Here is a 22,978-nt window from a genome sequence, read left to right as displayed (position 1 = left end):
ATCCGAGCCCGCCCGGCGGTTTTGTGCTGAGCGAAGGGAAAAACTATGCCGCGTGAACGACGTCCTTCTCCTCGGCGAAGTGACACGCCGACTCATGCGCGACCGGGGAGTCCACTCCCTTGAAGCGCTCGGGGATCGCCAGCAGCGGCACCTCCGTGGCGCACTTGTCCTCGGCCTTCCAGCACCGGGTACGGAAGCGGCAGCCCGACGGCGGGTTCGCCGGCGAGGGGACGTCACCCGAGAGGATGATCCGCTCGCGGCCCTCACGGGCCTCCGGGTCGGGAACCGGAACCGCCGACAGCAGCGCCTGGGTGTAGGGGTGCGTCGGGTGCTCGTAGATCTGCTCGTCCGTACCGATCTCGGCGATCTTGCCGAGGTACATGACGCCGACCCGGTCCGAGATGTGCCGGACGATCGACAGGTCGTGCGCGATGAAGAGGTAGGAGAGGTTGAACTCGTCCTGGAGCTTCCCCATCAGGTTGATGACCTGCGCCTGCACCGACACGTCGAGCGCGGAGACCGGCTCGTCGCAGATGATGATCTCCGGGTTGAGCGCGAGGCCGCGGGCGATGCCGATGCGCTGGCGCTGACCGCCGGAGAACTGGTGCGGATAGCGGTTGATGTACTCCGGGTTGAGACCCACGACGTCCAGGAGGTCCTGCACCTTGCGGCGCCGCTCGCCCTTGGGCGCGACCTCGGGGTGGATGTCGTACGGCTCGCCGATGATGTCGCCGACCGTCATACGCGGGTTCAGCGAGGTGTACGGGTCCTGGAACACCATCTGGATGTTGCGGCGCACCGCCTTCAGCGCACGCCCCGACAGCTTGGTGATGTCCTGGCCCTTGTAGAAGACCTCGCCCGCGGTGGCCCGCTCCAGCGTCATCAGGAGCTTGGCGACCGTGGACTTACCACAGCCGGACTCGCCCACGATGCCGAGCGTCTCGCCCGCGAAGAGATCGAAGGAGACACCGTCGACCGCCTTGACCGCGCCGACCTGCTTCTTGAACAGGATGCCCTGGGTCAGCGGGAAGTGCTTGACCAGGTTGCGCACCTGAAGGATGGGCTCGCCCTGCGACACGGGCGCGTCGATGGCGGCTACGGCCTCCGCCTCGCTGGCCGCGTCCACAGTCGCCACTTCGGTGACGTTCGGGGTGGCGTCCACGGGCTCGTTCTTGATGTCAGCCATGGATCGTCTCCTTCCAGAAGTGGCAGGCGCTGCCGCGGCCGACCAGATCGGTACCGTCCTGCTCGGTCACCGGGCGCAGGGCCGGGATGTCCGTACGGCAGATGTCCTGCGCCATCGTGCAGCGCGGGTTGAACGCACAACCCGAGGGCACGTGGAGCAGGTTGGGCGGCAGGCCCTTGATCGCGAAGAGCTCCTGGCCCTTCTGGTCCAGGCGCGGGATCGACTCCAGCAGACCCTTGGTGTACGGGTGCGCCGGGCGCTTGTAGATCTCGTGCACGGGAGAGGTCTCGACGATCCGGCCCGCGTACATCACGGCGATCTTGTCGGCGACGTCCGCGACGACACCCAGGTCGTGCGTGATCAGGATCAGACCCATGTTGTACTCGCGCTGGAGCTCCGCGAGCAGGTCCATGACCTGCGCCTGCACCGTCACGTCCAGAGCCGTGGTCGGCTCGTCCGCGATGATCAGGTCCGGCTCCAGGGCCAGCGCCATGGCGATCATGATGCGCTGGCGCATACCGCCGGAGAACTGGTGCGGGTAGTCCGAGACACGGGCCGCGGCGGCCGGAATCTTGACCTGGTCCATCAGGTCGATGGCCTTGGCCTTGGCCGCCTTCTTGGACAGGCCCTGGTGGACCCGGAACATCTCGCCGAGCTGGTAGCCGACGGAGAGGACCGGGTTCAGCGAGGACAGCGCGTCCTGGAAGATCATCGCAATCTTCTGGCCGCGGATCTTACGCCGCTCCTCGTTGGACATCTTGAGCATGTCCTGGCCGCGGAAGAAGATCTCGCCCTGCGGGATCTTGCCCGGCGGCATGTCGAGGATGCCCATGATGGCCTGCGCCGTCACGGACTTGCCCGAGCCCGACTCGCCGAGGACGGCGAGCGTCTCACCGGCGTCCACGCTGTAGTTGACGCCGTTGACGGCCTTGGCCACACCGTCGCGGGTGTGGAACTCCACGTGCAGGTCGCGGACTTCGAGCAGCGGGCCGACGTGGTCGTCTCCCGAGCGCGCGGACGGGACTTCTGCGGTCTTGTCGATGGTGGTCACGTGCGCCCTCCTTATCGCGTCTTCGGGTCGAGGGCGTTACGGACGGCTTCGCCGAGCATGATGAACGCCAGAACGGTGATGCTGAGCATGATCGACGGGTAGATCAGGATGTGCTGGGCCACCCGGATCTGAGCCGAACCACCGGAGATGTCCATACCCCACGAAACGGTCGGCGAGGCCAGGCCGAGACCCAGGTAGGACAGGGTCGCCTCCGCCGAGATGTACACACCGAGCGAGATGGTCGCGACCACGATCACCGGGGCCATGACGTTCGGCAGGATGTGCCGGAACAGGATGCGGGGCGTGCTCGCACCGAGGGCTCTGGCCGCCTGGACGAAGTCCGACTGCTTGATGGTGATCACCGCACCGCGCATGACACGCGCGATCTGGGTCCAGCCGAGGAACGCCAGGGCGAAGACAACCACCGTGATCGACCGTTCGGTGAACGACTGGAGGACGACCATCGCGCCGAGCAGGAAGGGCAGGCCCAGGAAGATGTTGGTGAACCCGGAGAGCACCGCGTCGATCCAGCCACCGAAGTAGCCGGACAGCATGCCGATCAGACCGCCGAACAGGGTCACCACGAGCGTCACCGCGACGCCGACGATCACCGAGGCACGGGTGCCGTAGATGACGCGGGCGTAGACACTGCGGCCCTGGCCGTCGTAACCGAACCACTCGGGCGAACCGATCTTGCTCAGCTCGGGCTTGCCCAGGAAGTGGTGCACCAGGTCACCCGTGGTGGGCGAGGCGCTGGTGAACAGGCCCGGGAACGCCGTGATCAGAAGCAGGACCACGATGAGCATGGCGGAGATGATGAAGTACCAGTTGCGCCGCAGGTCCTGCCAGGCGTCGCCCCAGAGGCTGCGCGCCTTGTCGGCCTTGACGGCCTCGGAGGGGCCCGCGACAGGAGCGACGGCCTCGTCGGGCGCGGGAGCGGTCTTGGTCAGGTCAGGCATACCGGATCCTCGGGTCCAGGACCGCGTACAGCAGGTCGACGAGCAAGCTCATGAAGAGGTAGACGAGCACCAGCACGGTGACCAGTCCGACCAGGGTGGTGCCCTCGCGGCGGACGATCGACTCGTAGATCGTGCCGCCGATGCCCTTCACGTTGAACAGGCCCTCGGTGACGACCGCGCCGCCCATGAGGGCACCCAGGTCCGTGCCGAGGAAGGTTACGACCGGGATCAGCGAGTTGCGCATCAGGTGGACACCCACGATGCGGCGCCTGGGAAGACCCTTGGCGACGGCCGTGCGCATGTAGTCCGAGCGCAGGTTCTCCGCCATCGTCGTACGGGTCAGTCGCGCCACGTACGCCAGGGAGAGCGAGCCAAGGACGATCGCCGGGGTGAACAGCTCGCCCCACGTCGCGTCGTTGGAGACGTTCGGTGCGATCCAGCCGAGCTCGAAGGCGAACACCGACTTGACGATGAAGCCGAGCACGAAGACCGGGATCGAGATGATCAGCAGCGTCAGTACCAGGACGACGTTGTCGGTCAGACGGCCGGCGCGGAGACCGGCGGCCATGCCCAGGGCGAGACCGAGAACGATCTCGATGAGGAACGCCATCGCGGCGAGCCGCATTGTGACCGGGAACGCGTCACCCAGCACATCGGTGACCGGCCGGCCACTGGCTATCTGGGTGCCGAAGTCGAAGTGAAGGACGATTCCCTTCATGTACTCCCAGTACTGCACCAGGATCGGCTGGTCGAGGCCGAGTTGGTGCCGCATGGCGGCAAGGGTCGCGGGGTCCGCACCCTTGTCCCCGAAGAGCCCCCGCACGGGGTCGCCGGGCAGCGTGTAGACCATCAGGAAGATCAGCAGAGTTGTCCCGATGAAGACCGGGATCATCTGGAGCAGTCGTCGTGCGACATAGCGCCCCATGGTGCCTCCATGTAAGTGGCACGCCGCAGCCGACGGGCCCTCCCTCGTCACCGACCCCCTCGTGGGGTCGTCGGTGTCGCGGAAGGGCCCCCCGGCCACTGCGTGCAGGCTGGCGTCGCAGAACCGATGTCAGTGTCGGTCCATCACCGGCCTGCGGACTACGTCGGTGGTTACTTCTTGACCTCGACCTGCGTCAGGATCGGGTCGCCGTCCTGTGCATAGTCGACGTTCTGGACCTTCTCCGAGTAGCCGGCGTTGACCTTGTAGTACCAGAGCGGAATGGTCGGCATGTAGTTGACCAGCTCCTTCTCCACCTCCTGGTACGCCTTGACCGACTCGTCGAGCGAGGGCGCGGTGTCCGCGGCCTTGATCTTCGCGTCGAGGCCCTTGTTCGAGAAGAAGCCGTTGTTACCGGCCGCACCCGTACGGAACAGGTCGCTGATGAAGTTGGCGTTCACCGGGTAGTCGAGCACCCAGCCACCGCGGTAGAAGGACTTGACCTGCTTGGCGTCACGGGCGTCCAGGTCGGCCTGGAAGTCGGCCTTGGAGTCGCCGGCGCACTCGACGCCGGTCGCCTGGGTGATGCTGTTGCAGACGGCCTCGACCCATTCCTTGTGGCCGCCGTCGGCGTTGAACTGGATGAAGACCTTGTTACCCGGAACACCGCCACCCTCCTTGATGAGGGCCTTGGCCTTCGCCGGGTCGTACTTGGTGACGTCACCGGCGACGTTCGGCTGGTAGCCGAGGACGCCCTTGGCGACCCAGCCGGTGGCCGGCTCGCGGGTGCCCTGGAGCACCGTCTTGGTGATCGTGTCCCGGTCGATGGCCATCGACAGGCCCTGGAGGACCTTGGGGTCGGTGTCCTTCCACTGCTTCTGGTACATCGCGACACCGAGCGTCTGGATGGCGGAGTACGCCTTGTCCACAGCGCGGTCACCGAGGTCGGCACGGTAGACCGGAAGGTCCTTCGGGCCGATCTGGCGGAGGACGTCGACGTTGCCCGACTTCAGGTCCTCGTAGGCGGTCTCGATGGTGGTGTAGTTCTTGAAGATCACACCACCGTTCTTCGCCTTGTCGAGACCCTTGTAGTCGTCGTTGCGGACGACCTTGATCTGCTTCTTGTGGTCCCAGCTCTCGAACTTGTACGCGCCGTTGCCGACCGGCTTCTCGCCGGCCGCCTTCGGGTCCGCGTAGAAGGACTCGGGGAGCGGGGAGTAGACCGTGTAGCCCAGCTTGTACGCGAAGTACGGAAGCGGGGTGTCGAGCTCGACCGTGAAGGTGTAGTCGTCCACGACCTTCAGGCCGGACATGGCGTCGGCCTTCGGCTTGGCGCCCTCCTTCGCGGGGTGGACGTCGGCGAAGCCCTTGATGCCGTCGAACCAGGACGCGTTGGTCTGCGCGTTGGTGATGTTCGCAGCCCAGTTCCACGCCTTGACGTAGGACTCGGCGGTGACCGGGGTCCCGTCGTGGAACTTCCAGTCCTTCTTGAGCTTGACCGTCCACAGCTTGGAGTCCGTGGAGTCGACCGACTCGGCGTTGATCATCTCAAGCTTGCCGGCCGGGTCGTAGTCGACCAGCTGCGAGAAGATCGCGTCGGTGACGATGCTGCCGTTCGCCTCCATCGTGTTCGCCGGCTGCAGCGGGTTCTGCGGCTCACCGACCTCGATGGAGAAGATGCCGTTGGGGTCAACTGCACCCTTGGCACCCTCGTTGCCCTTGTCATTGCCTTCGCCGCCGCCACAGGCAGTCGCGGCCAGGGCGATGATTGCCGCTCCCGCGACCCACTTGGCGCTCTTGGCACCGCGCATGGGTTTCCTCCTCATGAGTCCACTTTTGACTACAAGAGGGGCACTGGAGAGATCTACCGACACCCCTGACGGCGATCGATTCAGTGCCCCGAGTGTGCTCGTGAGTCGGCACTCCCCACAGTGCGTGACCCATTGACCCGAGCTCAATGGAGCCAACTATTGGGTACGCCCAGGCTGTAAACCACACTTAAAGGGTCTCGGTTTGACAACATCAGCAGGGGTCGTGTGACCGAAATGCGGACAAACTGATCCTAGACAGACACCCCCGAAACGGACCCTTAACACATGTTCCGGAGAGCGAGGCCCGATAACCGGACACTCCGCTCACAAAACGGAGTTGCGCACGCGGGGCGATCGGCACTCGCATCATCGCTCCACGGCGCCGGACAGGCGCGCTGCCGACCCCCATCACATCAGGTCGCCAACACGCCTGCCGGCCAAAGCCGGTTGACCATCATCAGCAGTACTTCTTCTTCACCACGGCCGCGAGCGAAGCCTTGGGCGGCTTCGTGCTGCAGAGCAGACCGCCCTCGACGTCGCGCGCCCAGCTCTGAGCCTTGCCGTACCGCTCGGTCCTCAGCCACTTGGTGCCACCGTCGCAGCGGTACTGCGTGTAGTACCCGCTCACCTTCTCGACGCCGAAGTAAAAGACGTACGTACCGTCCTTCGGCACATCGAAGGAGACAGCTTCAGGCCTCGCGTTCGTCACCTTTCCCTCCGCCTGGAGTTCGAGGCCCATGGACTCCTCAAGGCCGGCAAGGACGACCGCCCCGCTGATCTTCGCCCCAGCCGTCGCCTTCACCAAGGCCGCCACCTCATCCACCTTCTGCACCTCGCCCGCCTCGGTGGCCGCGCCGGGCACGCTGCGGTGAGTGACGACCCACGTCTTCTCCACGCCGGTCCAGACCAGCCTCGTCGTCCCCGGACCGCACATCGGGTCGTTGCTCAACGGAGCTGCCGCCGCCGGCGCCGCCAGCACTGCGGATGCTGCCCCCACCAGAGCAACCGCCATGAACTTTCTCATTTTCCCCCTCGCTTATGCGAAGTGGTCAAAGCTTCGCATCGCAATCTGGTCCACACCGTTTGGTCCGTCCACGACAACTATGACCCCATCGAATCCTGTAGTTCCAGCATTCTGAGGGAACATTGAGCTTTCCGTCACGGAGCACACGCGTAGCAAAACCGGCGGGAGGCGCTCCGGTTATTCGTTCACATGTGCACATCGGCGTTCCAGCCGACCGCGGCCGGCGCCGCGGGTGACCACACGACGCATGGCCCGCCCTCCGCGGATTCGCGGGGGACGGGCCATGCGTCCGGCCTCCCCTGAAAGGCACTCAGGGGGACCGGCAGGGCCTTCGGTGGTGGGGTTACCCGACCAGGTGTCAGCCGTTCTTGGCGCGCGAGGCGGTGCGGCCGCGCTGCTTGGCGTCCAGGACGACCTTGCGGATACGCACGGTCTCCGGGGTCACCTCGATGCACTCGTCGTCGCGGCAGAACTCCAGGGACTGCTCCAGCGAGAGCTTGCGCGCGGGCACCACGTTCTCGGTGGTGTCCGCGGAAGCCGCACGCATGTTGGTGAGCTTCTTCTCCTTGGTGATGTTCACGTCCATGTCGTCGGCGCGCGAGTTCTCGCCGATGATCATGCCCTCGTAGACCTCGGTGCCGGCCTCGGTGAAGATGACACCGCGCTCCTGGAGGTTGACCATCGCGAACGGCGTCACCGTGCCCGAACGGTCCGCGACCAGCGAGCCGTTGTGACGGGTACGCAGCTCGCCGAACCAGGGCTCGTGGCCCTCGAAGATCGAGTGCGCGATGCCCGTACCGCGGGTCTGCGTCAGGAACTCCGTACGGAAGCCGATGAGGCCGCGGGACGGCACGATCCACTCCATGCGGACCCAGCCCGAACCGTGGTTCGTCATCGTCTCCATGCGGCCCTTGCGGGTCGCCATCAGCTGCGTGATGGCGCCGAGGTGCTCCTCGGGCGAGTCGATGGTCATGCGCTCGATCGGCTCGTGCGTCTTGCCGTCGATCTGCTTGGTGACGACCTCGGGCTTGCCGACGGTCAGCTCGAAGCCCTCACGGCGCATCTGCTCGACGAGGATCGCCAGAGCGAGCTCACCGCGGCCCTGCACCTCCCAGGCGTCCGGGCGCTCGGTGTCCAGGACGCGCAGCGAGACGTTACCGACCAGCTCGCGGTCGAGGCGGTCCTTGATCTGGCGGGCCGTGACCTTGTGGCCCTTGCCGCCCTTGCCGACCAGCGGCGAGGTGTTCGCGCCGATGGTCATCGAGATGGCCGGCTCGTCGACCGTGATGAGCGGCAGCGCGATCGGGTTCTCGGGGTCGGCCAGGGTCTCGCCGATCATGATGTCCGGGATACCGGCGATGGCGCAGATGTCGCCCGGGCCCGCCATCTCGGCCGGCTTGCGGGTGAGCGCCTCGGTCATCATCAGCTCGGTGATACGGACGTTGGACATCGTGCCGTCACGCTTGATCCAGGTGACCGTCTGGCCCTTGCGCAGCTCGCCCTGCTCGACGCGACAGAGCGCGATACGGCCGAGGAAGTTGTCGGCGTCCAGGTTGGTGACGTGGGCCTGCAGCGGGGCGTCCGCGTCGTACTCCGGGGCCGGAACCGTGGAGAGGATCGTGTTGAAGAACGGCTCCAGGTTGGTGCTGTCCGGCGGGACAGTGCCGTCCTCCGGCTTCGTCAGCGAGGCGACGCCGTCACGGGCGCAGGCGTAGACGATCGGGAACTCGATCTGGTCCTCGTCGGCGTCCAGGTCCAGGAAGAGGTCGTACGTCTCGTCGATGACCTCGGAGATCCGGGAGTCCGGACGGTCGGTCTTGTTGATGCAGAGGATGACCGGCAGCTTGGCGGTGAGCGCCTTACGGAGCACGAACCGGGTCTGCGGGAGCGGGCCCTCGGAGGCATCGACGAGCAGCACGACCGCGTCCACCATCGACAGACCGCGCTCGACCTCGCCGCCGAAGTCGGCGTGGCCCGGGGTGTCGATGATGTTGATGGTGATGACGTCGCCGCCATCCTTCGGGTGGTACTTGACGGCCGTGTTCTTGGCCAGGATCGTGATGCCCTTCTCACGCTCCAGGTCGTTCGAGTCCATCATGCGATCGTCGAGGTGCTCCGCGGCGTGCGCGGCGAAGGCGCCGGCCTGCTTGAGCATGGCGTCGACCAGCGTGGTCTTGCCGTGGTCGACGTGGGCGACGATGGCTACGTTACGGATGTCGTGGCGCGTGGGCATGGGTGGCTTGCGCTTCTCTCGGATCGTGGGATCAGGCGTCTCAGTCGGTCTCGAGTCCTCGTACGCCCGCCGGGCGGACACGCCACGGCTAGTCCAATGGTACGGGCCCGGCGCGTCCGGGGCTTCCCGGGCCGATCCGCGAGACCGGGATTCAGCCGATATTCAGCCGGTATTAAGTCATTACCCGGCCGGTGCACGCCCGGAACGGGGCGCAAAAAACGCAGGGAACCACAAGAAAACGCGGGGAAGCGCGGGGAAACGCAGGCGAGCGCGGGAGGAGATCGCGCTCGCCGGTGGGGGGTGTGGGGAGGACGAACAGCCCGGGTCAGGGCATGAACCACCTTGCCCGCCGGGGGGTCCGGCGGGCAAGGGAATTGAGCTGCTTCTGAGCTTCAGGCAGTCCTTGGGCAGACGTGACCTGCTACTTCTTACGGTTCGCGGGGGAACCTGCCGCTTGCGGCTTCTTGAAACCGATGTCCTGGTAATGGGGTGCCTCGAAGCCGAAGGCGCCGACGTTGACCAGCTTCTTGTCGGCCGCCACCAGCTGCGGCCGCTGGTAGAGCGGAATCGATCCTGCCGCGGCCCAGATCCGTGCGTCGGCCTGCTTCATCAGATCCCGGGCGGCACCCTCGTCGAGTTCGGAGACCGCCTGGTCGAAGAGCTGGTCGATGTGGTCGGTACCGACCCGGGTGTAGTTCTGCTCGACCAGCAGCGATCCGTCGGTGGCGGGTTCTGGCTTGGCGAAGATCGGGCGGCCGTCGGTCGCCGGGTAGGCGGTCGCGGGCCAGGAGTACAGCGCCAGGTCGTAGTCGCCGGATGCGATGTGGTCCTTGAAGTAGCTCTCGTCGGCGACCTTCGTGATCTCCGCACGGATGCCGACCGACTCCAGCATCGCGGCGATCTTCTCGCCGACGCTGCGGAGCGCCTGGGAGCCCGGCCCGGACGGGAGGACGAAGCGCAAGGACAGCGGCACGCCGTCCTTGCCCAGCGGGCCCCGGATGGAGGCGGGCGCGGGGGCGGCGGTGCCGACGGGAGCGTAGGCACCGGCTGCGCCGCCGGGCTTCTTGTCCTGGGCGGTGACCTTGGAGGCGTCGGCTGCGGAGTCGGTGTCGCCGTTGTCGTTGTCCTTGGTGTCCGCGGTGCCCCTGGCGTCCTTGGTGTCGGCGGCGTCCTTGGTGTCGGCGTCCTTGGTGTGTGCGGCCTTGGCTTCCGTGAACATGCCTGCCTGGCGCAGCAGGGCGGCACTCTGGGCGCCGGCGGCCGGCGCGGGGGCGAGGATGTGGATGGCGGGGCCCTCGTCGCGGCGCTCGCCCGGCTTGTCGTCCTGGCCGACGATGTACATGCCCTCGTCGCGGGCCGGCTCGCCGCTGCCCGCCCGGGCGGCGGTGTCGCTCTTCTCGGCCTTGCCCTCCTTCTCCGTCTTGCCTTCCTTCTCCTCCGCCGCCTTGTCGGCGTCCTTCTTGCTCTCCTTCTCGGCGCCCTTCTCCGGGGCCTTCTTCTTGTCGGCCTCGCTGCCCGCCTTGGTGTCCTTGGGCTTCTCCGCCGCTCCGGCGTGCGTCCAGCCCGCGTCGGCCAGCAGTGCCTGCGCCTCCTTGGTGTCCTGGCCACCGAGTGCGCCGCTGCCGTCCTTGTAAGCGGACTGCCCGGTCAGCGCGAGGTGGCTGCCGAGCGGTTCCGCGGGCAGTCCGAGCGGCTTCAGGACGGTCTCGGCGAGCTCCTGGCGGTCCAGGGCGCGGGCCACCGCACGGCGTACCCGGTCGTCCGAGAGCGGCCCGGACTCGCCGTTCAGCGCAAGCTGCGTATAGGCGGGCTCCAGAGACTTGCGTACGGCGTAGTCGCGCAGGGACTTCTGCTCGGTGGCGTACGAGGCGACGGCTTCCCTGTTCCTCTTACGGGCGGCCTGCGCGGCCTCCACCTGTTCCTCGTCCGAGCCGTGAGCCAGCGCCCAGGAGTGCAGCGCGGCGGCGGGGGTGAGAGCCGCGCCCGGGCCGTGCGCGAGCGGCTGCCCGTTGCCGCCGCCGTCGCGGGCGGCGAGGGCGATCCGGTGCGCGGCGGCGGCGTCGACGTCCGCGATGTCCACGGTGCCCCTGGCCAGCGCGTCGGTGCGGTCGCTCGGCTTGACCGCGCGGAAGACGAGCGAGTCGAGCTTGGGCTCGTCGCCCCACCAGCGCGGGTTGCGGTCCAGGGTGAGCTGGTCCTTGCTCTTGCTCGCACCGCGCAGCTGAAACGGTCCTGCGGTGACCTTGAGCGTGGTGCGCGCACCGTCGTTGAAGGTGTCCGGAGAGCCGGTCACCTCCTTCGGGAGCAGCGGCGAAAAGAGCGAGCGCCAGTCCGCGTACGGCTTGGCGAAGGTCACCCGGACCTGGAGGTCGTCGCGTCCGCGCTCGATCTTCTCGATCCGCTCGTAGCCGGCGGTGCGCGCGGTCCAGTACGCCGAGTCCTTGCCGCTCAGCGCACGCCACTGGGCAACGAAGTCGGGGGCCCCGATCTCCCGCCCGTTGCTCCACACCGCCTGCTGGTTCAGCTTGTAGAGCACGACCTGCTTGGGTTCCCGCTCGATGATCTTCGCGGACTCCAGATAGTCCGGGTTGAGCCGCGGTGTTCCCTTGGCGTCCATCGGGAAGAGGGAGGGCAGCAGGGCGCCGGTGACGCGCGCGGTCGAACCGTCGGCGTCCGCCTGATAGGCGTTGAGGGTGCTGGGCACCGAGTCGATCGCCCAGTTGACCGTGCCGCCGTCCCGCACCAGGTCCCGGGCGGCCGGGGCGATGTCCTGGGGAGCCGCGGAGGAGGTCTCCTCGCTGCCCGAGCTGCATCCGGCCAGCACCGGGATCGTGAGCACACCCGTCGTGAGGAGCGCGAGGGAGCGGCGTTTTCGGGCCGTCCCGCGCGGGACGCCGACGTGGGACATGGCTGATACCTCCGGGGCCGACCCGGTCCACCCCGTACCGGAATGGATCGGATTCTTAGTATTTGGTGGCATTTGCAGTTGATCACACTGGTTCCGTCCATCCACTGAAAGCGCCTCCGCGCGAGAGGTGGCGCAGGAACGGCGCGCCGCGCCGCGAACCTCACCCGGGCGGCGGAACGGGTCCGGCCCCGGCCGCACCGAGACAGGAATGCGCGCTCCCTTCACAAAGCAGATGTGACGCGCGACACTCGCATGCGCATGAGCATTGCCACCCGCCATCGCGGAAGTGAGGGCAAGTCATGTCCCTGCACGAGGAATTGACGGCCGTTCAACACTGTCTCGACGACCTGGTCCGCACCGTCGGCCGGCTGGAGCGCAGCCTCGCGCGCCTGCGCGAGGACACGGCGGGCCGGACCGGCGCCCCGGACCACCCTGCCGACATGGTCACCATCACCGAGGCGCCGTACGACGCCACGCTGTGGACGGACTCGGACGACGAAGGTCTGGGAGTCCGCGGCAGGCACGCCCCCTAGGGTCTGGGCCTGGTCCAGCGACAGGCCCCCTTCACGGCCCAGCCACCCAGTCCCGAGGAGCACTCCTTGGCCACCGGTACGGAACCAGGCACACAACCACCGCATCCGCCCCCGGCGCGGACCGGCGTCCGCCACGCCTCGCGCGCCACCATCGCCGCCCGGCATCTGCGCACCGACCGCTGGTGGCTGGCGCCCGCCGCGACGGCCGGCGGACTGCTCGCCTTCATCGTCTACTCGACGTGGCGGGCCTTCGCCAACGCCGACTACTACGCCGCCCCGTACGTATCGCCCTTCTACTCGCCCTGTCTGGCGGAGAACTGTGCGCCGATGCGCTCGGGCCCCAACTGGGAGATCTTCGGCAGCTGGTGGGGCCTCTCCCCTGCCCTGATCGTCCTGATCTTCCCGCTGGGCTTCCGGCTGACCTGCTACTACTACCGCAAGGCGTACTACCGCGGCTTCTGGGCCTCGCCCCCGGCCTGCGCGGTCGCCGAGCCGCATACCTCGTACACCGGGGAGACCCGCTTCCCGCTGATCCTGCAGAACATGCACCGGTACTTCTTCTACGCGGCGCTCCCGGTCGCCGGAATCCTCACGTACGACACCGTGCTCGCCTTCCGCGACGAGCACTACGCCTGGGGACACATGGGTCTCGGTTCCCTGATCTTCCTGGTGAACATCGCCCTGATCTGGGCGTACACCCTCTCCTGCCACTCCTGCCGGCACATCATCGGCGGCCGGCTGCGGCACTTCTCCAAGCACCCTGTGCGCTACCGGCTCTGGGGCTGGGCCGGGAAGCTCAACGGCCGGCACATGCAGCTCGCCTGGGCATCCCTGATCAGCGTGGCGGTGGCCGACTTCTACGTCTATCTCGTCGCGTCCGGCGCTTTCGACGATCCGAGGTTTTTCTGAATGACTGAGCTCGAACGGCAGCAGTGGGACGTCGTGGTGGTCGGAGCCGGCGGCGCCGGTCTGCGGGCCGCGATCGAGGCCCGGGAGCGCGGAGCCCGTACCGCGGTCATCTGTAAATCGCTCTTCGGCAAGGCCCACACCGTCATGGCGGAGGGCGGCATCGCCGCGTCCATGGGCAATGTGAACTCCGGGGACAACTGGCAGGTGCACTTCCGCGACACCATGCGCGGCGGGAAGTTCCTCAACCAGTGGCGGATGGCCGAGTTGCACGCCAAGGAGGCCCCTGACCGTGTCTGGGAGCTGGAGACCTGGGGCGCGCTCTTCGACCGCACGCCCGACGGCAGGATCTCCCAGCGCAACTTCGGCGGCCATGAGTATCCGCGGCTCGCGCACGTCGGGGACCGTACCGGCCTCGAACTGATCCGCACGCTCCAGCAGAAGATCGTCGCGCTGCAACAGGAGGACTTCCGGGAGACCGGCGACTACGAGGCGCGCCTCAAGGTCTTCCAGGAGTGCACGGTCACCCGCATCCTCAAGGAGGGCGAGCGAAGCGAGGTGGGGGTCACCCCCGGCCGAAGGCTCGGAGGGAGGGTCAGCGGCACCTTCTGCTACGAGCGCGAGTCCGGCCGCTTCTTCGTGCTCGAAGCGCCCGCGGTCGTCCTGGCCACCGGCGGGATCGGCAAGTCCTTCAAGGTGACGTCGAACTCCTGGGAGTACACCGGCGACGGCCACGCTCTCGCCCTGCTGGCCGGTGCGCCCCTGCTGAACATGGAATTCGTGCAGTTCCATCCGACCGGCATGGTCTGGCCGCCGTCGGTGAAGGGCATCCTCGTCACCGAGTCGGTGCGGGGCGACGGCGGGGTGCTGCGCAACTCCGAGGGCAAGCGGTTCATGTTCGATTACGTCCCCGATGTGTTCAAGGAGAAGTACGCACAGTCGGAGGAGGAGGGCGACCGCTGGTACGAGGACCCGGACCACAACCGCCGCCCGCCCGAGCTGCTGCCGCGCGACGAGGTCGCGCGTGCCATCAACTCCGAGGTGAAGGCCGGCCGCGGCTCACCGCACGGCGGGGTGTTCCTGGATGTGTCGACCCGGATGCCCGCGGACCGGATCCGCCGTCGGCTGCCCTCGATGTACCACCAGTTCAAGGAGCTGGCGGACGTCGACATCACGGCCGAGGCGATGGAGGTCGGGCCGACCTGTCACTACGTGATGGGCGGGATCGCCGTCGAATCCGACAGCGCGTCCGCGCTCGCCGTACCCGGGCTCTACGCGGCGGGCGAGGTGGCGGGCGGTATGCACGGCTCCAACCGGCTGGGCGGCAACTCCCTCTCCGACCTGCTCGTCTTCGGGAGGCGGGCGGGACTGCACGCAGCCGAGTACGCAGCAGGGCTCGCCGCTCTCCCGGTCGTGGACGAGGAGCAGATCGACGCGGCCGCGGCGGAAGCCCTGCGTCCGTTCGCCGCGGAGGGCCTGGAGAACGGGGCCGTCGCCGAGAATCCGTACACCCTGCACCAGGAACTCCAGCAGACGATGAACGACCTGGTCGGCATCATCCGCCGCGCGCCCGAGATGGCACAGGCCCTGGAAAAGCTGGCCGGACTGCGCCTACGGGCGCACCGCGCCGCGGTCGAGGGCCACCGGCAGTTCAACCCCGGCTGGCACCTCTCCCTGGACCTGCGGAACATGCTGCTGGTCAGCGAGTGCATCGCGCGGGCGGCGCTGGAGCGCACCGAGAGCCGGGGCGGTCACACCCGTGAGGACTGCCCCACGATGGAACGCTCCTGGCGCCCGGTGAATCTGCTGTGCCGGCTGGCCGGCCCGGAGGAGGAGCGCCCGTCCGGGGACGGCCCCGCGCCGGAGGACCCGCTGCGCGGCCAACCGGAGGACCCGCTGCGCGGCCAAATCGAGCTCGTGAAGAAGTCGACCGACCCCATCCGTCCGGATCTGCTCGCCCTGTTCGAGAAGGAAGAGCTGGTCAAGTACCTCGCCGAAGAGGAGCTGTACGAGTGAGCAGCTACAACGCGCGGTTCAGGGTCTGGCGCGGGGACACCGACGGCGGCGGCCTGGAGGACTACACGGTCGAGGTGAACGACGGCGAAGTCGTCCTCGACATCATCCACCGCATCCAGGCCACGCAGGCGGGCGATCTCGCGGTCCGCTGGAACTGCAAGGCGGGCAAGTGCGGGTCGTGCAGCGCGGAGATCAACGGCCGGCCGCGGTTGCTGTGCATGACGCGGATGTCGGTGTTCGACCGCCAGGAGACGATCACTGTCACACCACTGCGGGCCTTCCCCGTCGTCCGCGATCTGGTGACGGACGTGACGTTCAACTACACCAAGGCGCGGGAAGTGCCCGCCTTCGTGCCGCCCGAGGGGGTGAAGGCGGGTGACTACCGGATGCAGCAGATCGACGTGGAACGCTCGCAGGAGTTCCGCAAGTGCATCGAGTGCTTCCTGTGCCAGGACACCTGCCATGTGGTGCGCGACCACGAGGAGAACAAGGCGTCGTTCGCCGGTCCGCGCTTCCTGATGCGAGTGGCCGAGCTGGACATGCATCCCCTGGACGCGGCCGCCCGGTCGGGCCTCGACCGGAAGGCGACGGCGCAGGAGGAGCACGGTCTGGGCTACTGCAACATCACGAAGTGCTGTACGGAGGTGTGCCCCGAGAACATCAAGATCACGGACAACGCACTGATCCCGCTGAAGGAGCGCGCCGCGGACCGCAAGTACGACCCGCTGGTCTGGCTGGGCAACAGGATCGGCCGCCGCCGGGACCAGGCGTGAGGGTCAGCCGGCACCCAGACCGGCCCCGAGGGTCCCGATCCGGCTTTCCAACGGTGTCGATGTTGACGCAGTGGGAGTACTACCGTTCCTGACCAGGGCAAGCTGACCCGCACCGCTCCTTGGCGAGCAGCGGACGCACCCGCGTACGGAAGCCGCCGGTCCGGAACGGCCGCTGGAGTATCCGACCCGGGCCGGCGGCGAGGGTAGTCAGGTACCGGCCCCGCCGCCGGCGGCGGGGCGAAGCCGCCCGGCGCTCCTGCCGGGTGCTCCGGGTCGCGGACACGGAAGGCCGGACATAGCCTCCCAAATGTGATGCCGCCTGCGAGTCGTACCCGGATGTCCGGATTCGGCAGAGCCTTCCTCACCGCGCTGATCGCGGTGTGCTGGCTGGTCCTGCTCCCCGCGCTGACCGCACGCGCCGACGACCCTGTGACCCTGTCCCGCGCGGGGCAGATCACCGACAAGGTGGGGGCGGTCGGAGACCGCGAGGAGCCGGTGGAGGCCGCGCTCGACTCGCTCTACGAGGACCGCCGCATCCAGCTCTTCGTCGTGTACGTACGCGATTTCTCCGGCCGGTCCGCGCAGACCTGGGCCGATGAGACGGCCGACCGCAACGGCCTGGGACAGGAGGACGTGCTGCTGGCCGTGGCCACGCACGACCGGCAGTACGCCTATTCGGTCGACGCGGGTTCGCGGCTCACCGACGAGCAGTTGCGGGACGTGGCGAGCACCGCCATCGAGCCCGCCCTCACGGAGAACGACTGGGCGGGTGCCGCCATCGGAGCCGCCAACGGCTACTCCGCGGTGCTGGCCGGACAGCCCGTGCCCACTCCCACCCTCACTCCTGGCGCCGCCGATCCCGGAACGGGCAGTTCCGACGGCGGCGGCGCCGGGGACCTGATCCTGCCGGTGGCGCTCGTCGGCGGGGCGGGTGCGATCGCCGTTTACGCGTACACGCGGCGCAAGCGACGCGCTTCGGGCCGCACCACCCCCGCCGCGACCGGCTGGGGCTCGGGCGCGGAGCCGCCGACTCCGCTGCCGGAGCTCGACGCGCGGGCCAAGGAAGTGCTGGTGGATACGGACGACGCGGTGCGCACGAGCGAGGAAGAACTCGGTTTTGCCACCGCGCAGTTCGGGGAAGAGGCGGCGGTCCCGTTCACGGAAGCGGTCACCCATGCCAAGACGGAGCTGACGGCAGCGTTCCGGTTGCGGCAGCAACTCGACGACGCGTTCCCGGAGGACGACGCGACGCGTCGGCGGATGCTCGACGAGATCATCAGCCGCTGCGCGGAGGCCAATGAACGTCTGGACACCGTGTCGGAGGACTTCGACCGGCTGCGAGCCCTCGAACGCACCGCTCCGCAGGCCCTGGCCACCGCCGAGTCGGCCTTCCGGGAGCTCGCAGGCCGGATCTCCACGGCGGAGGCGACCCTCGCGGGCATGCGCAGCCGGTACGCGGAATCGGCTGCCGCTCCGGTCGCAAGCGGCATCGAACAGGCCAAGGACCGGCTCCTCTTCGCGACCTCCAGTCTCAACGAGGCCCGCCAGGCCGTGGACGGCGGGGACAACTCCAAAGCCGCCGTATATGTACGGGCGGCCGAGGGCGCGGTCGGGCAGGCGGCCACGCTCGTCGACGCCGTGGACCGGCGCGCCACGGAACTCGCCGAGGCCGCGGGCAAACTGCCGGCCTCGCTCACCGAGACCGAGACGGATCTGGCGGATGCCGGCGGGCTCCTCGAAGGCACCGCCGAGGGGGTTTCGACCGCCGATCTGCGCGGCCGGATCGCCCGCGCCGAGGCGGTAGTCGAGGACGTACGGGCGGAGCTGGCAGCCGGTCCGTACGACCCGATCGACGCGTTGCGCAGGGTCGAGGAGGCGGACGCCGCGCTGGACGAGGCGCTGACGGGGGCCCGTGAGCGGGAGCAGGGAAGTCTCCGGGCCCGCTCGCTCCTCGATCAGGCGATGCTCACCGCACGTGCCACGATCGCCGCCGCCGCCGACTTCATCACCACGCACCGGGGTGCCGTGGGCAGCCAGGCCCGCACCCGGCTGGCGGAGGCCCAGCGGCGGTGGGAGCGGGCCGGGGAACTGGCGGGCTCGGACGATCCGCAGGGCGCGCTGGCCGAGGCGCAGCAGGCGGACGCGCTGGCCGGTCAGGCCCAGAGCCTGGCCGAGCAGGACGTACGGAGCTATGGGAACCAGATCGGACCGGGCGGTGTACAAGGAGGTGGAGGTGGGATGAGCGGGGCAGTGCTGGGCGGGATCATCCTCGGCGGACTTCTCGGCGGCGGCGGGGGCGGCCGGGGCAGGAGCGGCGGTTTCGGAGGGGGGTTCGGGGGTTCCGGGGGCGGCGGGTTCGGTGGCGGGCCCGGCAGTTTCGGCGGCGGGGGCACACGCGGCCGTCGGGGCGGCGGCGGGCGCTTCTGACCGGCGGCGTACGGCTCGTCCTTCGCTTCGGGCTGGTTGCTCTCCGCCGCATGCCTTCGTTCGTTCTCCGCCGGATGTCTTCGTTCGTCGTAGGCCGTCAGTCGTTCTTCTGTCGTCAGTCGTTCTTCACCCAAGGAGAGGTGCCATGACCAAGCAGACCATCCTCGGCCGCGTCACTCAGCTGGCGAAGGCCAACATCAATGCCCTGCTGGACCAGGCGGAGGACCCGCAGAAGATGCTGGACCAGCTGATCCGCGACTACACGAGCAATATCGCGGAGGCCGAGCAGGCGGTCGCCGCCACCATCGGCAACCTCCGGCTGATGGAGCAGGACCACCGGGAGGATGTCGACGCGGCCAGGGAGTGGGGGCAGAAGGCCCTCGTCGCCAGCAGAAAGGCCGACGAACTGCGCGGCGCCGGCTCGGCCGCGGAGGCGGACAAGTTCGACAACCTGGCGAAGGTCGCACTGCAGCGCCAGCTCCAGGCGGAGAATGAGGCGAAGACCGCGGAGCCGACCATCTCCTCTCAGACAGCGGTGGTCGACAAGCTCAAGTCCGGCCTGGACCAGATGAAGACCAAGCTGACGGAGCTCAAGTCCAAGCGTGACGAGCTCGTGGCGCGCGCCAAGTCAGCGCAGGCGCAGAACCAGATGATGGACGCCGTGAAGAGCATCGACGTCCTCGACCCGACCAGCGAACTCAGCCGCTTCGAGGACAAGGTGCGGCGGGAAGAGGCCAGGGCCGTGGGCAAGCAGGAGCTCGCCGCGTCGTCACTGGACGCCCAGTTCGAGCAACTGGACAGCCTGGGCGACAGCGCCGAGATCGAAGCCCGCCTCGCCGCCCTGAAGGCGCCCTGAAGAAGCCGCGTAGAAGCCGTATAAGACGCCGCGATAACGCGCCGGTGGCATCCCGCCGGCGCATCGAATCGCACTCCGACCCGCTGAACCCGAGGGGGACTCAGCACATGCTCATGCTCAGTACATACTCAGCAGCTGCTCGACCGAGAGCTCGGCGGCAGGTGCTCCGTCGGGCAGCGCCAGTTCGAACCAGACCGTCTTGCCGCGCGGGGTCCGCCTCGACCCCCACGCCGCGCTCAGCAGCCCGACCAGTTGCAGCCCGCGCCCGCCCTCATCCGTGTCGCGTGCCCGCCGTCGCCGAGGCTGGACGAGGCCCGCGTCCCAGACCTCGCACACGAGCGTACGGTCGCGCAGCAGTCTGAGCCGGATCTCGCCCTCGCCGTACCGGAGCCCGTTGGTGACGAGTTCACTGACGAGCAGCTCGGTGGTGTCCACCAGGTCGTCCAGGCCCCAGGCGAGCAGTTGCGTGCGGGCCAGTTCACGGGCACGGCCGACGGAGCGCAGTTCGCGCGGCAGGGTCCAGTCTCCGATCGCGTCCGCCGGCAGTCCCTGGATGCGGGCCATCAGCAGAGCTATGTCGTCCTCGCCGTGGCGGGTGTCCAGTGTCGTCAGCACATGGTCACAGACGTCCTCCAGCGGCCGGACCGGTGAGGTGAGGGCCTCGCGAAGTGCCTCCAGGCCCTCGTCGAGCGGGTGGTCGCGGGATTCGACGAGGCCGTCCGTATAGAGGGCGAGGAGGGCGCCCTCCCTGAGCTCCACCTCGACTTCCTCGAAGGGTTCGCCGCCGACGCCGAGCGGCATCCCGGGCGGGACGTCGAGCAGCAGTGCCGGTTCGCCCGGTTCGACCACGACAGGAGGGAGGTGACCGGCGTTGGCGAACGTGCACCGACGGGTGACCGGGTCGTAGACGGCATACACGCAGGTCGCCAGATAGACCTCGGAGAGATCCGCCTCACGGGACTTGTGGGCGGCCCGCGAGGGCCACTGGGCGCCGCCGCCTCCGCCGAAGCCGTCGCTCCGGTCGCCACCACCGGGGGTACCGAGGCCGCGGGCGACCTCGTCGAGGGCGGACAGCACCTCTGCGGGTTCCAGGTCGAGCAGGGCCAGCGTCCGTACGGCGGTGCGCAGCTCTCCCATGGCGACGGCGGCCCGCAGACCGCGGCCCATGACGTCGCCGACGACGAGGGCGGTGCGGTGGCCGGGGAGTTCGATCACGTCGAACCAGTCGCCGCCGACCTCGGTGGCCGTATTGCCCGGCAGATAGCGGCAGGCGATGTCGAGGCCTGCGGCCTCGGGGTCGCCCGGGGGGAGCAGACTGCGCTGGAGGATCAGGGCGCGCTCGTGCTCGCGGCGGTAGAGGCGGGCGTTGTCGATACAGACGGCGGCCCGGGCGGCCAGTTCGGTGGCCAGTGCCCGGTCCCGCTCGCCGAAGGACTCGCTGCCCTTCGTCCGGGAGAACTGGACGAGGCCGACGACCGTGTCGTGGGCGACCATCGGCACGGCGAGCGTGGAGTGGACGAAGCTGCTGTCGTCGCCGGGCACGTCCTCGACATGTCCGGTGCGCAGGGCGACGGCGCAGGGTGAGTGGAACGGATAGCGGTGGACCGAGCCGAGGGCAGGTGGGCCGGTGCGCCCGTCGGGTGCGGCGCTCTCCGGTTCGGTGGCGGACAGCGCGTCGGAGACGGCGCTGGCCATGGCGACCCGGCGCAGTTCGGCCGAGCCGCCGGACTCCCGGTTGCGTGAGCCCCAGCTGCCGGGCGGCGCCTCTTCGCCCGTGAGCAGTCCTTGGTACAGATCGACGGAAGCGAGGTCACAGAAACCGGGCACGGCCACGTCGAGGAGTTCGCGAGCGGTGGTCTCCAGGTCCAGGGAGTTGCCGATGCGTGCGCCGGCTTCGTTGAGGAGGGCGAGGTTGCGGCGGGCGCTGGCTGCCTCACGGGCGGCCATGTGCCGGCGGGTGACGTCGGTGGCCAGCCCCGCGACACCGACGGGCCGCCCGGCCCCGCTGTGCACCCGGTAGAGATTCATCGACCAGTGGCGGCTGTCACCGGCACCGGGTGCGCTGCCCACCAGCTGGAGGTCGGTGACGGCTTCCCCGGTCTCCAGCACACGCTTCAGAGTGCTGGACAACCGGTCGGCCTCGTGGCCGGAGAGGTAGTCGTCGACCGTGCGCCCGCGATGGTCGTCGGCTTCCCCGCCGAAGACGGTGGCAAACCGCTGGTTGGCCCGTACGACGGTGAAGTCCGTACCGAACAGCACGAAACCGAAAGGAGATTGGCCGAATATGGCCTGTGATGCCGCAAGGTCCGTTTCGATCAGACGCAAGGCCCGGACGTCGACCACGATGCAGAGCGCGGCCCGTTCTCCGCTCGCCGTCTCGCTCGGCATGACATAGATCTCGGCAACACCGTGCGCACCGTCCTCGCCCGGCATCCGGAACGGGACGAAGCCCGTCCACTCCTTGCCGTCGAGGATCTCGGCGACCCTCCGGCGGCCTTCGTCCCGGAGCTCGGCAGGCATGAACGCATCGACCGGATCCCTGCCCACCACCTCGTGAGAGGCCATGCCGAACAGACCGGCGGCACGCCGGCTCCACTGCTCGATCAGCCCGTCGGGCCCGATCGAGAAGGAGGCGATCCTGACGTAGTCATAGATCGAGCCAGGTGGGCTGCTCTGCCACACGATGTCGCCCGCTGTCCCAGGTATCTCGCTCACGCGACCGTCCCCTCCAGCTCACACACCGGACCGGTCCTGCCCGCAGTATTCAGCACTACGGCCCTTACCGACACGGCGTTCACGATCACAGCAAGGTCTCAGTCCCTTTCAGCCAGGTTCTGCCCGACCTCTGGTGATCGCTGTGCGTCCCACCCCACTCCTAACCAGGGAGAGCCAGCTCGAACCACACGGTCTTGCCACTCTTTCCTCGGCGGGTCCCCCAGCGGCGCGCGGAACCGGCCACCAGCTGCAGTCCGCGGCCCCCTTCGTCATCCGGTCCCGCACTGCGTTCGGTGGGCACATCCGGAAGCGGATCGGAGACTTCCACCAGCAGTCCGGGCGGGGCGGGCGACCCGGACGGAGACGAACTGTCGGTCGACGGAGATGAACTGTCGGCCTCGGCACCACTGTCGGGACGGGGCCTCACGAGCCGTACACCGATGGGTCCGGAGGCATAGCGCAGGGAATTGGTCACCAACTCGCTGACGAGCAGTTCGGTCACATCGGCGAGCGCTCCGTCGAGCCCCCAGGAGCGCAGGGTGTCACGGACCGCATGCCGGGCGCTGCGCACGGAGCCGGGAACCGCCGGAAAAGTCCAGGCAGCGCAGTCGCCGTCGGTGTCGATCACGCCGATCACTTCCCAAGACCAGCAACAGGG

The 22,978-nt window shown here is 68.3% G+C and carries 16 protein-coding genes; 6 read left to right on the top strand and 10 right to left on the bottom strand.

The window, feature by feature from the left end:
- Positions 1-43: 43 nt before the first annotated feature.
- The 8 genes from ACFT7S_RS32255 to ACFT7S_RS32220 form a co-directional block, all read right to left on the bottom strand.
- On the bottom strand, positions 44-1,186 hold the full coding sequence (locus ACFT7S_RS32255) for an ABC transporter ATP-binding protein (protein ID WP_382737866.1): 1,143 nt from the start codon (positions 1,184-1,186) through the stop codon (positions 44-46).
- Complete coding sequence (locus ACFT7S_RS32250; protein ID WP_382737863.1) at positions 1,179-2,237, bottom strand: ABC transporter ATP-binding protein; 1,059 nt, start codon at positions 2,235-2,237, stop codon at positions 1,179-1,181. The genes ACFT7S_RS32255 and ACFT7S_RS32250 overlap by 8 nt, the downstream gene beginning before the upstream one ends.
- Before the next feature lie 11 nt (positions 2,238-2,248).
- A complete protein-coding gene (locus ACFT7S_RS32245; RefSeq protein WP_382737860.1) occupies positions 2,249-3,196 on the bottom strand; it encodes an ABC transporter permease in 948 nt (315 codons plus the stop codon).
- Positions 3,189-4,121 (bottom strand): ABC transporter permease, encoded by a 933-nt coding sequence (locus ACFT7S_RS32240; RefSeq protein WP_382737857.1) that lies wholly within the window; start codon positions 4,119-4,121, stop codon positions 3,189-3,191. Before ACFT7S_RS32240 ends, ACFT7S_RS32245 begins: the two co-directional genes overlap by 8 nt.
- Before the next feature lie 170 nt (positions 4,122-4,291).
- On the bottom strand, positions 4,292-5,929 hold the full coding sequence (locus ACFT7S_RS32235; protein WP_382737854.1) for an ABC transporter substrate-binding protein: 1,638 nt from the start codon (positions 5,927-5,929) through the stop codon (positions 4,292-4,294).
- Between the two features lie 457 nt (positions 5,930-6,386).
- Complete coding sequence (locus ACFT7S_RS32230) at positions 6,387-6,941, bottom strand: hypothetical protein (protein ID WP_382737851.1); 555 nt, start codon at positions 6,939-6,941, stop codon at positions 6,387-6,389.
- 370 nt (positions 6,942-7,311) lie between these two features.
- Positions 7,312-9,186: a translational GTPase TypA gene (gene typA / locus ACFT7S_RS32225; protein WP_382737848.1), complete on the bottom strand. Its 1,875-nt coding sequence runs from the start codon at positions 9,184-9,186 to the stop codon at positions 7,312-7,314.
- Positions 9,187-9,607: 421 nt separating this feature from the next.
- Entirely contained in the window at positions 9,608-12,094 is a 2,487-nt protein-coding gene (locus ACFT7S_RS32220) for an ABC transporter substrate-binding protein (protein ID WP_382737846.1), read from the bottom strand.
- 299 nt (positions 12,095-12,393) lie between these two features.
- Here ACFT7S_RS32220 and ACFT7S_RS32215 point away from each other — a divergent pair, with 299 nt between their 5' ends.
- The 6 genes from ACFT7S_RS32215 (at position 12,394) to ACFT7S_RS32190 (ending at position 19,605) form a co-directional block, all read left to right on the top strand.
- Positions 12,394-12,627, top strand: coding sequence for a hypothetical protein (locus tag ACFT7S_RS32215; RefSeq protein ID WP_382737843.1), 234 nt, complete (start codon positions 12,394-12,396; stop codon positions 12,625-12,627).
- A 66-nt stretch (positions 12,628-12,693) separates the two neighbouring features.
- On the top strand, positions 12,694-13,536 hold the full coding sequence (locus tag ACFT7S_RS32210; RefSeq protein ID WP_382737840.1) for a hypothetical protein: 843 nt from the start codon (positions 12,694-12,696) through the stop codon (positions 13,534-13,536).
- Entirely contained in the window at positions 13,537-15,549 is a 2,013-nt protein-coding gene (locus ACFT7S_RS32205; RefSeq protein ID WP_382737837.1) for a fumarate reductase/succinate dehydrogenase flavoprotein subunit, read from the top strand. It begins immediately after the preceding gene.
- A complete protein-coding gene (locus tag ACFT7S_RS32200; RefSeq protein WP_382737834.1) occupies positions 15,546-16,322 on the top strand; it encodes a succinate dehydrogenase/fumarate reductase iron-sulfur subunit in 777 nt (258 codons plus the stop codon). The genes ACFT7S_RS32205 and ACFT7S_RS32200 overlap by 4 nt, the downstream gene beginning before the upstream one ends.
- A gap of 312 nt (positions 16,323-16,634) precedes the next feature.
- Positions 16,635-18,749 carry a TPM domain-containing protein gene (locus ACFT7S_RS32195; RefSeq protein ID WP_382737831.1) on the top strand — a complete coding sequence of 705 codons (2,115 nt, stop codon included), beginning with the start codon at positions 16,635-16,637 and terminating at the stop codon, positions 18,747-18,749.
- Positions 18,750-18,894: 145 nt separating this feature from the next.
- A complete protein-coding gene (locus ACFT7S_RS32190) occupies positions 18,895-19,605 on the top strand; it encodes a PspA/IM30 family protein (RefSeq protein WP_382737828.1) in 711 nt (236 codons plus the stop codon).
- A 117-nt stretch (positions 19,606-19,722) separates the two neighbouring features.
- Here ACFT7S_RS32190 and ACFT7S_RS32185 read toward each other — a convergent pair whose 3' ends face one another.
- Positions 19,723-22,287: a SpoIIE family protein phosphatase gene (locus ACFT7S_RS32185; protein WP_382737875.1), complete on the bottom strand. Its 2,565-nt coding sequence runs from the start codon at positions 22,285-22,287 to the stop codon at positions 19,723-19,725.
- Between the two features lie 193 nt (positions 22,288-22,480).
- Positions 22,481-22,957, bottom strand: a complete 477-nt coding sequence (locus tag ACFT7S_RS32180; RefSeq protein WP_382737826.1) for an ATP-binding protein — start codon at positions 22,955-22,957, stop codon at positions 22,481-22,483.
- Positions 22,958-22,978 lie beyond the last annotated feature (21 nt).

It is taken from the genome of Streptomyces sp. NPDC057136, from assembly GCF_042670885.1.
Taxonomy (GTDB): Bacteria; Actinomycetota; Actinomycetes; order Streptomycetales; family Streptomycetaceae; genus Streptomyces.
This window is presented reverse-complemented; position numbering and strand designations above follow the sequence as displayed.

Excerpts from the sequence above, each read along its gene's own strand:
- ACFT7S_RS32255 (WP_382737866.1), bottom strand. The coding sequence starts at position 1,186 with ATGGCTGACATCAAGAACGAGCCCGTGGACGCCACCCCGAACGTCACC.
- ACFT7S_RS32245 (WP_382737860.1), bottom strand. The coding sequence starts at position 3,196 with ATGCCTGACCTGACCAAGACCGCTCCCGCGCCCGACGAGGCCGTCGCT.
- ACFT7S_RS32240 (WP_382737857.1), bottom strand. The coding sequence starts at position 4,121 with ATGGGGCGCTATGTCGCACGACGACTGCTCCAGATGATCCCGGTCTTC.
- ACFT7S_RS32235 (WP_382737854.1), bottom strand. The coding sequence starts at position 5,929 with ATGCGCGGTGCCAAGAGCGCCAAGTGGGTCGCGGGAGCGGCAATCATC.
- ACFT7S_RS32230 (WP_382737851.1), bottom strand. The coding sequence starts at position 6,941 with ATGGCGGTTGCTCTGGTGGGGGCAGCATCCGCAGTGCTGGCGGCGCCG.
- typA (WP_382737848.1), bottom strand. The coding sequence starts at position 9,186 with ATGCCCACGCGCCACGACATCCGTAACGTAGCCATCGTCGCCCACGTC.
- ACFT7S_RS32220 (WP_382737846.1), bottom strand. The coding sequence starts at position 12,094 with ATGTCCCACGTCGGCGTCCCGCGCGGGACGGCCCGAAAACGCCGCTCC.
- ACFT7S_RS32215 (WP_382737843.1), top strand. The coding sequence starts at position 12,394 with ATGTCCCTGCACGAGGAATTGACGGCCGTTCAACACTGTCTCGACGAC.
- ACFT7S_RS32205 (WP_382737837.1), top strand. The coding sequence starts at position 13,537 with ATGACTGAGCTCGAACGGCAGCAGTGGGACGTCGTGGTGGTCGGAGCC.
- ACFT7S_RS32195 (WP_382737831.1), top strand. The coding sequence starts at position 16,635 with ATGCCGCCTGCGAGTCGTACCCGGATGTCCGGATTCGGCAGAGCCTTC.
- ACFT7S_RS32190 (WP_382737828.1), top strand. The coding sequence starts at position 18,895 with ATGACCAAGCAGACCATCCTCGGCCGCGTCACTCAGCTGGCGAAGGCC.